At 61.8% G+C, this 12,855-nt stretch carries 10 protein-coding genes; 3 read left to right on the forward strand and 7 right to left on the reverse strand.

Annotated features, from left to right (window positions below; genetic code table 11):
• The first annotated feature begins 100 nt into the window (after nucleotides 1-100).
• The 3 genes from tatC (at nucleotide 101) to AC07N4_RS20410 (ending at nucleotide 3,622) form a co-directional block, all read left to right on the forward strand.
• Entirely contained in the window at nucleotides 101-895 is a 795-nt protein-coding gene (gene tatC / locus AC07N4_RS20400) for a twin-arginine translocase subunit TatC (RefSeq protein ID WP_493065853.1), read from the forward strand.
• Nucleotides 892-1,599 (forward strand): 16S rRNA (uracil(1498)-N(3))-methyltransferase, encoded by a 708-nt coding sequence (locus AC07N4_RS20405; RefSeq protein ID WP_273539251.1) that lies wholly within the window; start codon nucleotides 892-894, stop codon nucleotides 1,597-1,599. The genes tatC and AC07N4_RS20405 overlap by 4 nt, the downstream gene beginning before the upstream one ends.
• Before the next feature lie 106 nt (nucleotides 1,600-1,705).
• Nucleotides 1,706-3,622 (forward strand): methyl-accepting chemotaxis protein, encoded by a 1,917-nt coding sequence (locus tag AC07N4_RS20410; RefSeq protein ID WP_493065854.1) that lies wholly within the window; start codon nucleotides 1,706-1,708, stop codon nucleotides 3,620-3,622.
• A 185-nt stretch (nucleotides 3,623-3,807) separates the two neighbouring features.
• Here AC07N4_RS20410 and AC07N4_RS20415 read toward each other — a convergent pair whose 3' ends face one another.
• From AC07N4_RS20415 to pip, 7 genes are all read right to left on the reverse strand, one after another.
• On the reverse strand, nucleotides 3,808-4,542 hold the full coding sequence (locus tag AC07N4_RS20415; protein ID WP_102620217.1) for an amino acid ABC transporter ATP-binding protein: 735 nt from the start codon (nucleotides 4,540-4,542) through the stop codon (nucleotides 3,808-3,810).
• A complete protein-coding gene (locus tag AC07N4_RS20420) occupies nucleotides 4,535-5,494 on the reverse strand; it encodes an amino acid ABC transporter permease (protein ID WP_096819938.1) in 960 nt (319 codons plus the stop codon). The genes AC07N4_RS20415 and AC07N4_RS20420 overlap by 8 nt, the downstream gene beginning before the upstream one ends.
• A gap of 156 nt (nucleotides 5,495-5,650) precedes the next feature.
• Entirely contained in the window at nucleotides 5,651-6,448 is a 798-nt protein-coding gene (locus AC07N4_RS20425) for a transporter substrate-binding domain-containing protein (RefSeq protein WP_085711037.1), read from the reverse strand.
• A 207-nt stretch (nucleotides 6,449-6,655) separates the two neighbouring features.
• Entirely contained in the window at nucleotides 6,656-9,226 is a 2,571-nt protein-coding gene (gene mdoH, locus AC07N4_RS20430) for a glucans biosynthesis glucosyltransferase MdoH (RefSeq protein WP_096819939.1), read from the reverse strand.
• The gene (locus AC07N4_RS20435; protein ID WP_096819956.1) at nucleotides 9,219-11,033 is read right to left on the reverse strand and encodes a glucan biosynthesis protein G; all 1,815 of its coding nucleotides are present in this window, start codon (nucleotides 11,031-11,033) and stop codon (nucleotides 9,219-9,221) included. Before AC07N4_RS20435 ends, mdoH begins: the two co-directional genes overlap by 8 nt.
• A gap of 321 nt (nucleotides 11,034-11,354) precedes the next feature.
• Nucleotides 11,355-11,792, reverse strand: a complete 438-nt coding sequence (gene dtd / locus AC07N4_RS20440; RefSeq protein WP_065260939.1) for a D-aminoacyl-tRNA deacylase — start codon at nucleotides 11,790-11,792, stop codon at nucleotides 11,355-11,357.
• A complete protein-coding gene (gene pip / locus AC07N4_RS20445; protein ID WP_096819940.1) occupies nucleotides 11,789-12,760 on the reverse strand; it encodes a prolyl aminopeptidase in 972 nt (323 codons plus the stop codon). Before pip ends, dtd begins: the two co-directional genes overlap by 4 nt.
• Between the last annotated feature and the right edge of the window lie 95 nt (nucleotides 12,761-12,855).

A 12,855-nucleotide genomic window follows, 5' to 3' on the forward strand; every position in this document is an offset into this window, starting at 1 on the left:
GCAGGGCTGCGTTACTCGTTGCTTATTTGAAACGCCAAACTACGCGCCTCGCGCCTTGCCCTGCGCAAATACGGGCTCGGCGCGACACAGGAAATGACCGATGACAGGCCCTAGCCTCCCCGAAAACGACCAGCACATGCCGCTGGTTTCGCACCTCACCGAGTTGCGCACCCGCCTGCTGCGCTGCGTCGCGGCGATCTTCATCATCTTCGCCGGGCTGTTCGCCTTCACCCAGCAGATCTACACCTTCGTCTCGACGCCGCTGCGCAGTTACTTGCCGGCCGGCGCGACGATGATCGCCACCGACGTGTCGTCGCCGTTCCTGACGCCGCTGAAGCTGACGATGATGGTGTCGCTGTTCCTGGCGATCCCGGTGATCCTGCATCAGATCTGGGGCTTCATCGCGCCGGGCCTGTACAAGCACGAGAAGCGTGTCGCAGTGCCGTTGCTGATCTCCAGCATCCTGCTGTTCTACACCGGTATGGCATTCGCCTATTACTTCGTGTTCCCGCTGATCTTCAAGTTCTTCGCCTCGGCCACCCCGGCCGGCGTGGAAATGATGACCGACATCACCAGTTACCTCGATTTCGTCATGACGCTGTTCTTTGCCTTCGGCGTGGCGTTCGAAATCCCGGTGGCCGTGGTGCTGCTGGTGTGGATCGGCGTGGTCGACGTCAAATACCTGAAGAAGATCCGCCCGTACGTGATCATCGGCTGCTTCGTGGTCGGCATGATCCTGACCCCGCCGGACATCTTCTCCCAGACCCTGCTGGCCGTGCCGATGTGGATGCTGTTCGAAGTCGGCATCCTGTTCGGCAGCCTGGTCAGCAAGCGCGAGCGCCCGGACGAAACCGCCGACGATCACAACGACCAGCCGCCAGCGACGCAACCATGAACCTGCTGTTGCTCGAAGAGGCCGATTTCATTGCGGCCGACCGCGTCGTGCTGCGTGATCGACGCCTGACCCACATGCAGGAAGTCCACCGTTCGGAAGTCGGCGACAGCCTGCGGGTCGGGCGCATCAACGGGTTGATGGGCTCGGCCGAGCTGCTGCGCCTGGAAGCGGGCGAAGCCGAACTGCGGGTCACCCTCGATCAGCCACCGCCGGCCAAGCTGCCGCTGACCCTGGTACTCGCCCTGCCACGCCCGAAGATGCTGCGTCGGGTGTTCCAGACCGTGGCGACCATGGGTGTGTCGAAGGTGATTCTGGTCAACAGCTATCGCGTCGAGAAGAGCTTCTGGCAAACGCCGTTTCTGGAGCCGGAAGCGATTCGCGAGAATTTGATCCTCGGCCTCGAACAGGCCCGCGATACCGTGCTGCCGGAAATCATCATCGAGAAGCGCTTCAAGCCGTTTGTCGAAGATCGTCTGCCGGCCATCACCGACGGCACCCTCGGCCTGGTCGGCCATCCGGGCAACTTCCCGCCCTGCCCGCGCGCCCTGAGCGAACCGGTGACCCTGGCCATCGGCCCCGAGGGTGGCTGGATTCCCTACGAGATCGACCTGCTGGGCAAATCCGGCCTGCAACCGGTGCAACTCGGCGAACGCATCCTGCGCGTCGAAACCGCCGTCACTGCCCTGCTCGCCCGCCTGTTCTGAACCGCTCTGGCGCCATTCGGCGCCAGACAAATTGCGTTACAGATTGCCATCACTCAGCCGATACAGTCTCCATAAGTCCAATTAGTGGTCCGAGGGGAGTCGTCGCATGTACCGTTGGTTAGCCGAGAATCTTGGAAACGTCAGCGTCAAACGCAAGCTGGGCATCGGTTTCGGCCTGGTGCTGCTGCTGACCCTGTTGATCACCTTTACCGGCTGGACCGGCATGAGCGGCATCATCAGCCGCGGTGACAAACTCGGTTTCATCTCGAGCCTCAACGAGCTGACCAAGGACCTGCGCCTGGCGCGTCTGGACTACGAAATGCGCCGTGGCGAACAAGGCCCGGGCACAGTCAATGACCTGCTCGGCAAACTCGACAGCGGCCTGCAAACCGCTCGCAGCCTGATCGAACAGCCAGCCGACGCGGCGATGGTCGATCAGCAACTGGCCGCCGTTGCCGAATACAAACGCGCCTTCGCCGACATGACCCAGGCCACCGCCCTGCGCGAAGACGCCCGCAGCAAACTCGGCGCCACCGCCGACAATGCCGTGGCCAAGGTTGCCGAAGTCGAGAAATCCATGCTGCAAGGCGACAGCGTTGCCCAGTTCAACGCGGTGATCGACCTCAGCAAGCTGATCCAGCAGGCCCGCTTCCAGGTGCGCGGCTACACCTACAGCGCCAAGGCCGAAGCCGAACAACCGGCCCTCGACGCCATCGACAACGCCCTGAAAAACCTCGAGACCCTGCCGGCCAAATTGCCGGAACAGCACATCGCCAATCTGCAACAGGCTACCGAGTCGCTGAAAGCCTATCGCGCCGCTGTCAGCCAGTTCCGCGATTCGCAGGTTGCCAGCGCCAAGGCGCTGGCCCGCATGTCGACCCAGGGCGACCTGTTGATGGACATCAGCAAGAAGCTCACCGACTCCCAGACCATCGTGCGTGACACCGATGCCGCCAGCGCCAAGAACCAGTTGCTGATCGCCACCTTGCTGGCCGTGGCCTTCGGCCTGCTCGCCGCCTGGGCGATCACCCGGCAGATCATCATCCCGCTGGAGCAGACCCTGAAAGTCGCCGAGCGCGTGGCCGCTGGCGACCTGACCCACAACCTGATCTCCCAGCGCCGCGACGAACTCGGCCAGTTGCAGCGTTCGATGCAGAGCATGACTCAGGGCCTGCGCGACTTGATCGGCGGGATAAGCGACGGCGTCACTCAGATCGCCAGCGCCGCCGAAGAACTGTCGGCCGTGACCGAGCAGACCAGTGCCGGCGTGAACAATCAGAAAGTCGAGACCGATCAGGTCGCCACCGCCATGAACGAAATGGCTGCCACCGTGCAGGAAGTCGCGCGCAACGCCGAGGAAGCCTCAGAAGCGGCCGTCGCCGCTGACCAACAGGCCCGCGAAGGCGACAAAGTGGTCGGCGAAGCCATCGCCCAGATCGAACGCCTGGCCACTGAAGTCGGCCACTCTACCGAGGCCATGGGCGAGCTCAAGCGCGAAAGCGACAAGATCGGCAGCGTCCTCGACGTGATCAAGTCCGTGGCCCAGCAAACCAACCTGCTGGCCCTCAACGCTGCCATCGAAGCGGCCCGCGCCGGTGAAGCCGGACGTGGTTTCGCGGTGGTTGCTGACGAAGTACGCAGCCTCGCGCAACGCACCCAGAAGTCCACCGAAGAAATCGAAGAGCTGATCGTCGGCCTGCAGAACGGCACCCAGCAAGTGGCGACGATCATGGACAACAGCCGCACGCTGACCCAGAGCAGCGTGGAACTGACCCGTCGTGCCGGTGGCTCGCTGGAAAACATCACGCGCACCGTGTCGGCGATTCAGGCGATGAACCAGCAAATCGCAGCGGCGGCCGAGCAGCAGAGTGCCGTGGCCGAAGAGATCAACCGTAGCGTGCTGAACGTGCGGGATGTATCGGACCAGACGTCGGCGGCGAGTGAAGAGACGGCGGCCTCCAGCGTCGAGCTGGCGCGCCTGGGCACTCACCTGCAAACGTTGGTGGGCCGCTTCAAGGTGTAAGTGGATGCCAGATCGTTCCCACGCTCTGCGTGGGAATGCATCCTGTGACGCTCCGCGTCGCGCTTGGGAAGGGACGCAGAGCGTCCCGGGCGGCGTTCCCACGCAGACGGTTCGACGCCTCGACGTGGGAACGATCGGTGACAAAAAAATCGCAGCCAATGGCTGCGATTTTTTTTGCCCTGCGTTTAGAGGACTTGCCGCAGGAAGGCCTGAGCTCGCGGATCCTTCGGCGCATCGAAGAACGCCGCCGGCGAGGCGTCTTCCAGCAGTTTGCCGTGATCGAAGAACAGCACCCGATCCGCCACTTCCCGGGCAAAGCCCATTTCGTGGGTCACGCAGACCATGGTCATGCCTTCCACGGCCAGGTTTTTCATCACATCCAGCACTTCACCGACCATCTCCGGGTCGAGGGCCGAGGTCGGCTCATCGAACAGCATGACCTTGGGGTCCATCGCCAGCGCCCGGGCAATCGCCACGCGCTGCTGCTGGCCGCCGGACAGGCGCGAAGGGTATTCGCGGGCCTTCTGAGCAATCCCGACCTTCTCCAGCAACGCCAGGGCCTTAGCCTCGCTTTCCTTCTGGCCACGCTTGCGCACGACTTTCTGCGCCAGGCACAGGTTTTCCAGCACGGTCATGTGCGGGAACAGGTTGAAGTGCTGGAACACCATGCCGACTTCGCGGCGGTAGGCGTTGACGTCGGTTTTCGGGTCGGCCAGTTGCAGGCCGTCGATGCTCACCGAGCCGGAATCGAATTCCTCAAGACCATTGAGGCAACGCAGGAAGGTCGACTTGCCGGAGCCGGACGGACCGATCACCACCAGCACCTCGCCCTTGGCGACGGAAGTGGTGACGTTATCCACAGCCCGGACCACTTGCCCACGGGTGTCGAAGACTTTTACCAGATCGCGGACTTCAATCACTTTGCGCGAGCCTCCGCTCAAGCCGGCTGGCGATTTTCGACAGCGGCAGGTTGATCAACAGGTACAGGCCGGCAACGCAGAACAGGATTTCGAACGGCGAAAACGAGGTGGTGATCACTTCACGACCGCTTTTCAGCAGCTCGGTGATGGCGATCACCGACACCAGCGAGGTGTCTTTCACCAGACTGATGAACTGCCCCGCCAGCGGTGGCAGCACGCGCTTGAAGGCTTGCGGCAACACTACGTGGCGCATCGACTGGCCAGCGCTCAGACCCAGCGAACGGGCGGCTTCATTCTGGCCACGGGCAATCGACTGCACGCCGGAACGGATGATTTCCGCCACGTAGGCGCCGGTGAACAGCGACAGCGCGGCGATCCCGGCGAACTCCCGGGACAGGTTCATCACCGTGCCGATGAAGAAGTAGAAAATGAAGATCTGCACCAGCAGCGGCGTGCCGCGCACCAGTTCGACATAGATCGTCGACAGGTCGCGCAGGGTCGGGTTGCTCGACAGCCGGCACAGCCCGGTCGCCAGACCGATCAACAGGCCCAGCACGCCGGACACCACCGACAGCCAAAGCGTCGTCCACAGGCCCCACAGCAGCGGACCCGCCGCCCAATGTCGGGTAACACCCACGACGTCGCCTTCAGCCACATCGTCGCCCTGGGCGAATTGCAGGCTGTTTTCGTCGACGGTCAGGTGCTGTTCGTCACCGGCATCGTTGCGCAGGGTGACTTGCGCGCTGCCGCCCTTGCGCACCAGTTCGCTGACGGTGGAAATGTCGGTCGCGCGCTGGGTTTCCTCGGCCTGATAGGCGAAGTACTGCGGCACGCGGTTCCAGCGCCATTCGTAGGACATCAGCGACGTGGCGTAATACAGCGCGCCAGCCAGGCCGATCAGCACCAGCACGGTCAGCACGTGCCAGGGCCATTGGGCTTTTTTCTGTTTCATTGAATGTTTCTCTGATTCGCTCGTTCCCACGCTCTGCGTGGGAATGCATCCTGTGACGCTCTGCGTCACGCTTGCGAAGGGACGCGGAGCGTCCCGGGCGGCATTCCCACGCGGACGGTTCGACGCCTCGACGTGGGAACGATCGGCGAGCGGGTGTTATTCCATGTCCTTGAGCCACTCGGTGCTCTTGAACCACTTGTCATGGATGCGATCGTAGGTGCCGTCTTCGTGGATCTGGTGCAGGAAGTTGTTGATGAAGTTGATGCTGTCGTAATCACCCTTCTTCAGGCCGAAGGCCAGCGGCTCGTAGGTGAACGGCTTGTCGAGGAACACCAGTTTGCCGGCGCCGACCTTGTTCACCGCGACCACGTTGTACGGCGCATCGTAGATGAAGGCGTCGGCCTTGCCGTTGACCACGTCGAGCACCGCTTCCTGCTCGTTGTCGTAGCCGTGGTACTTGGCCTTGGCGATCAGTTTCTTGGCGACCATTTCACCGGTGGTACCGAGCTTGGAGGTGATGCGGTAGTCGGCGGTGTTCAGGTCTTTATAGGACTTGATGGTGCCTTCCAGTTCCTTGCGGATCAGCAGGGTCTGGCCGACCACGATGAACGGTTCGCTGAAGTTCAGGCGCAGGTTGCGCTCCTGGGTCAGGGTCATGCCGCTGCCGATCATGTCGAACTTGTCGGTCATCAGCGCCGGGATGATGCCGTCGTAACCGGTCGAAACCAGCTCCAGCTTGACGCCCATGGCCTTGGACATGGCTTTGAGGATGTCGACTTCGAAACCGATGATCTCGCCGCGCTTGTTGGTCATCTCGAACGGCATGTAGGTCGGGTCCATGCCGACTTTCAAGGTGCCGCGCTTGACCGCGTCATCGATTGCGCCGGCCTGCGCCGCATTGACTGCAACCAGTGCCGTGACGCCGACCAGCAGCATCGACAGATACTTCTTCATCTTCAAGTCCCCAAAACCATTGCGTTTGCGGCGCGAAAACCGACAGAGGTGGACAAGATTGTCCGGGTGCGCCAATTCGGGGACGGATGCTAACGCACTCGATTTTTTGCACAAGGTTTAATGGACGATTTGTTTAACAATCAAGGGCCGGGCCGAGGGGCTCCTTTATCGAGAACAAAAAAAACCCCGCTTTCGCGGGGTTCTTCATCAGGCCGGTTGCGCCTGCAAACTCACAGGCTTGAGCGGCAGCAACGGCGCATGGGGATCGGCTTTCACCGAGGCCCGCCAGGCGTCCAGCCACTCGGCGTGCCCTTCGGCCCACACTTGCTCGTGCAGACGGGCCAGGGCGACCGGGTCGCTCAGCAGTTGCAGGCGATCATGGTTGTTCAGCCCGGCCGGGCCCACCTTGATCGCGTGACGCACACGTTCCTGACGCAGCCACTCGATCGGCTCGGCCTCACCGTGACGCGAGGTCGCCAGCGAGCACGCCAGGGCGTTCTGCTGCGGATCGACCACAGCGCGGACGAAGCCGTCGTTCAGCGCATGCCAGCGGTTTTCGTGGGTGTACTGATCAGTGGCCAGCAGCGCCTGTGGCGGATTGTATTCCTCGGGAATGAGGAACAGGCTCTCGTCACGGGACTTCAGGCCCAGACCCACGCGGCTGGAAATCACCGACACCGGAATCGACAGCATCAGCGAACCGACGATCGGCACCAGCCACCACAGGAAGCTCGGGTTCAGCCAGATCACCAGCAGTGCCCAGAAGAAGCCCAGCAGAGTCTGCGGACCGTGGCGCTTGACCGCTTCGCTCCACGGCGTGGAGTCGTCGTCACGCTGTGGCGAGTTCCAGGTCGCGGCCCAGCCGAGGAACGCGGCGAGGACGAAACGGGTGTGGAAAATCATCCGCACCGGCGCCAGCAGCATGGAGAACAGCATCTCCAGCAGCATCGACAGGGTCACCTTGAACTTGCCGCCGAACTCTTTCGCGCCCTTGGCCCAGATCAGGATGATGCTCAACAGCTTCGGCAGGAACAGCAGCACGATGGTCGTCGAGAACAGCGCGACCGCTTTATCCGGATGCCATTGCGGCCACAGCGGATAGAGCTGGCGTGGCTCCATGAAATACTGCGGTTCCATCAGCGTGTTGACCGCCAGCAGCGCGGTGGACAGCACCAGGAAGAAGAACCACAACGGCGCCGATAGGTAAGACATCACGCCGGTCAGGAACACCGCACGGTGCACCGGGTGCATGCCTTTTACCAGGAACAGGCGGAAGTTCATCAGGTTGCCGTGGCACCAGCGACGGTCACGCTTGAGCTCGTCGAGCAGGTTCGGCGGCAGTTCTTCGTAGCTGCCCGGCAGATCGTAGGCAATCCACACGCCCCAGCCGGCACGGCGCATCAGCGCTGCTTCAACGAAGTCGTGAGAGAGGATCGCACCGGAGAACGCACCTTTGCCCGGCAACGGCGCCAGGGCGCAGTGGTCGATGAACGGCTTCATGCGGATGATCGCGTTGTGACCCCAGTAGTGGGATTCACCCAGCTGCCAGAAGTGCAGGCCGGCGGTGAACAGCGGACCGTAAACGCGAGTGGCGAACTGCTGCATGCGTGCATACAGCGTGTCCATGCCCGAAGCACGCGGCGCGGTCTGGATGATACCGGCGTCCGGAGTGGCCTCCATCAGGCGCACCAGACTGGTCAGGCACTCGCCGCTCATCACCGAGTCGGCGTCGAGCACGACCATGTACTTGTAGTCACCACCCCAGCGACGGCAGAAGTCGTCGAGGTTGCCGCTCTTGCGTTTGACGCGACGGCGGCGGCGGCGATAGAAGATCTTGCCGAAGCCCTTGGCTTCACGGCAGACGTCCAGCCAGGCCTGTTGCTCGGCAACGCAGATATCGGTGTCGTTACTGTCGCTGAGCACAAAGAAGTCGAAGCGATCCAGGTCACCCGTGGCCGCCACCGACTCGAACGTCGCACGCAGACCGGCGAATACCCGAGGCACGTCTTCGTTGCAGATCGGCATCACCAGTGCGGTGCGCGCATCTTTCGGAATCGGCTCGTTGCCAGCGCTTTTACCGGAGATCCGGTATTTATCGTGACCGGTGAGCAACTCGAGGAAGCCCATCAGCGCGGTCCAGAAACCGGCCGATACCCAGCAGAACAGAATCCCGAACATGATCAGGATGCTGGTCTGCAGCGCATACGGCAGCACTTGCGTGGCGGTTTGCAGCAGCGGTTGATGCAGGACTTCTTCCAGATCGACGAACGACCAGCCCTGGTACGGCATGATGCCTTTCATGTACCAGCCGGCGACGATGGTCTGGCCGAGCATCAAGATCAGCAAGATGTAGCGACGGATCGAACCGACGGTGCGCCAGCGGGCGGCCGGCAGCACGTTTTCGTCTTTCGGCGGTTGCGGCGGATTGGTCCGGCCGGTCAGGCGGCGCCAGCCACGCACCAGGATATTGGTGCGCCACGGCTCCGGCACGACCTTGGTCCGACGAATCGGTGGCGTGGCCTTGAGACGGACTCGACCGCTGGCGTCCACGCCCAGCATTTCCGCGTCTTCCAGCTCTTCGGCGGTGCTGAGGGTCAGGCGCTTGCCCACCGAAGCCTGGGCGGCTTCGGTCGGCGCGTCGAACGTCGAGGACGACAGGCGTTCATGCAATTCGCTGAAGGACTGGCAGCCCGCGAGTTCCGCGCGCTGCTCGTCGGTCATCGGCAGATGCGCCAGGTACTCGGACAGAGTCTCTGGCTGTACTTGAGAGTTACTCATCGGCAGGCAACTGATAGCTCCAGGTCTCGGTCAGGACTTCTTCAGTCGGTGCCGATTCCGGTGTGGCTGGGGCCGCGTCCGCAGCGGCTGGCTGCTTGGCGTCTTTGTTGGCCTTGTCCTTGGCGTCTGTCGCTGGCTTGGCGTCGGCCTGTTTGGCTTCGGCGGCCTTGGCTTCCTTGTCGGCTTTCTCCTGTTGCTTGGCGGCGACCTTGTCGGCCTTGGCAACCGAGGAGTTGGAAGCCGGCAGCGAGGTCTTGGCCAGATCGGCCGGGACGATGTTCTGCACCAGTGCGGCACGCATCTCGGTCGACTTGCTCGCGTCCTTGATCTTCATCCGCAGGGTCAGGCGCCAGCCCTTGGTTTCAGGGTTGTAGCGCACGCTGTTCTCGACCAGTTCGGCGTTGTCGCCGACGCTGACCTGGCTGCGAACGTCCGCATCCGGGGCCAGGGCCGACAGCGACGGGCCTTCGAAGTCGACCAGATAGGCCACGCTGCCATCCGGCTGACGGATCAGGTTCGATTGCTTGACGTCACCGGTCGAACGCAGGGTCTGCTTGACCCAGGCACTGTCCGGCGCGTGAATCGCCGCTTCGTCCATGGTCCAGTGCATGCGGTAGGCGAAGTCCAGCGGCTGGCCTGGCTCCGGCAGTTTTTCCGGGTTCCAGAACGCAACGATGTTGTCGTTGGTTTCGTCGGCGGTCGGGATCTCGACCAGATCGACGGTGCCTTTGCCCCAGTCGCCCTTCGGCTCGATCCAGGCGCTTGGACGCTTGTCGTAGCGGTCGTCGAGGTCTTCGTAGTGGCTGAAGTCACGGCCACGTTGCAGCAGACCGAAACCACGCGGGTTTTCGACGCTGAACTGGCTGACAGCCAAATGTTTAGGGTTGTTCAACGGGCGCCAGATCCACTCGCCGTTGCCGGCATGGATCGACAGACCGCTGGAGTCGTGCAATTCACGACGGTAGTTGAGCACTTTCGACGGCTGGTTGGCGCCGAACAGGAACATGCTGGTCAGCGGCGCGACGCCGAGCTTGCCAACCTTGTCACGCAGGTACATCTGGCCTTTGACGTCGACGATGGTGTCGCTGCCAGGACGCAGGATCAGACGGTAGGCGCCGGTGGCGCGCGGCGAATCGAGCAGGGCGAAGATCACCAGGTGCTTGTCACCCGGCTTCGGCTGCTGAATCCAGAACTCGCGAAAACGCGGGAATTCTTCGCCGGACGGCAGAGCGGTATCGATCGCCAGGCCACGGGCCGACAGACCGTAGGTGTGACCCTTGCCGACGACGCGGAAGTAGCTCGCGCCCAGCATGGTCATGATTTCGTCTTGCTTGTCAGCCTTGTTGATCGGGTACAGCACACGGAAACCGGCATAGCCCAGTTGTTCGGTGGCCTTTGGATCGAACTGCAGATCGCCGAAATCGAAACGGCTCGGATCGTATTTGATCTCTTCGACGGTGTTCGCGGTGATTTCGTTGATTTTCACCGGCGTATCGAAGTGCATGCCCTGATGATAGAAGGACAGCTTGAACGGGGTCTTCTGGTCGGCCCATTCGGCTTTTTCGGTGCGGAAACGAATCTTCTGGTAGTCCGCGAATTTCATGTCACGGAATTCGTTCGGCAGGTTGCTGCGCGGGGCTTCGAATTTCTGCCCGGCCAGTTCTTTGGCCTTGGCCGACACATCGTCAAGATTGAATGCCCAAAGCTGGCCGGCGCTGAGCAGGCACAGCAGTGCCGAGCCCGCTACCAGAGCGCTGCGCAAGCGTTTGGCAGACAATTTTGCTGCATTACAGGGACTAACAATCACGAGCAACCCTCGCCGAAAACAGATCAATAAACCAACGGCCAGATGAAGTGCCTGTGAGGTTTTCGGTACAAAAATACCGGCCTTGCAGGGCACCCTTGCCAAGTTGGCGAGCATTGTTCCGACTCCGCTGGGTCAAAATGATTCCCCAATCGGATCCGGACAAGTCTCTACCTAAGTCAAAATGGACCAACGAACGCTGATCCCCGTAGCGCGCGATTATCTAGTAGCCCGCGTGACAACGCATCAGGGGTAACAAAGTATTTATCGCGAAAATTCCCTGTTTTCAGCCGAAAAGCCCTTAAAAAGTTGTTTCAAGCACTTTCATGTCTGTAACAGGAAGGTTACCGGGCCATCGTTGACCAGGTGCACCTGCATATCCGCGCCGAATCTACCTGATGCCACAGTGCCATGCATCTGTTTCGCTTTGCTTAATAGATAGTCGAACAATTCCTCGCCCAGAGCCGGAGGGGCAGCGGTCGAGAAACTCGGGCGCAACCCGCTTTTGGTGTCGGCAGCCAGGGTGAACTGAGAGACCAGCAGCAACCCGCCGCCCACATCCGCCAAAGACAGATTCATCTTGCCTTCGGCGTCACTGAATACTCGATAGTTAAGCAGCTTATGCAGAAGTTTGTCGGCGCTGGCCTGCGTGTCGTCGGGTTCGACCGCCACCAGCACCAGCAATCCCTGATCGACGCTGCCGACCACCTCACCCGCCACTTCGACCCGCGCGCCTTTCACGCGCTGCAAAAGACCCTTCATGCTTCTTCGGGCGGCAGGTCGAGCAGGCGCCGGGCCATGTTGCTGGCGGCACGTACCAGCGCATCGGTGATGCCCGGTTCGGACGCGGCGTGACCGGCGTCGCGGATCACCTGCAGCTCGCTGTTCGGCCAGGCCTGATGCAGCTCCCAGGCATTGTCGAGCGGGCAGATCACGTCGTAGCGGCCGTGGATGATCACACCCGGCAGATGGGCGATCTTGCCCATGTCGCGAATCAACTGGTTCGGCTCAAGGAAAGCGTTGTTGGTGAAGTAGTGGCATTCGATCCGCGCAATCGACAAGGCGCGCTGCGGCTCGGAGAAACGGTCGACCACCAGCGGGTTCGGCCGCAGGGTCGCGGTGCGCCCTTCCCAGGTCGACCAGGCTTTGGCCGCGTGCATCTGGGCGATCTGGTCGTTGCCGGTCAGGCGCTTGTGGAACGCGCTGAGCAAGTCGTCGCGTTCGTCCAGCGGGATCGGCGCGATGTAGTCCTGCCAGTAATCGGGGAACAGACGGCTGGCACCGGCCTGGTAGAACCATTCGATTTCCTGCGGGCGGCAGAGAAAGATCCCACGCAGGATCAGACCATGCACGCGCTCTGGGTGGGTCTGCGCATAAGCCAGCGCCAGGGTCGAACCCCAGGAGCCGCCGAACAGCACCCATTTCTCGATGCCCAGGTGTTTGCGAATGCGCTCGAGGTCTTCGACCAGATCCCAGGTGGTGTTGTTTTCCAGGCTGGCGTGCGGGGTGGAGCGACCGCAACCGCGCTGGTCGAAGGTGACAATGCGATACAGGTTAGGATCGAAGTAGCGACGGCTCTGGGCATCGCACCCGGCACCGGGACCACCGTGGATGAACACCACCGGCAAACCTTCCGGTGAACCGCTTTCGTCGACGTACAGCGTATGGGTGTCGTCGACGGCCAGATCGTGCCGTGCGTGAGGTTTGATCTGCGGAAACAATGTCTGCATTGCGTGCTCCGTAAGGGGTCGAGGTCATCCCTGGGGGGACTTCTATTATTCTGCCGTCCGGCATCATAAACCCGATTTACGTCAATGAGCATGCC

The sequence above is a fragment of the Pseudomonas sp. GW821-FHT09E04 genome (assembly GCF_059416185.1).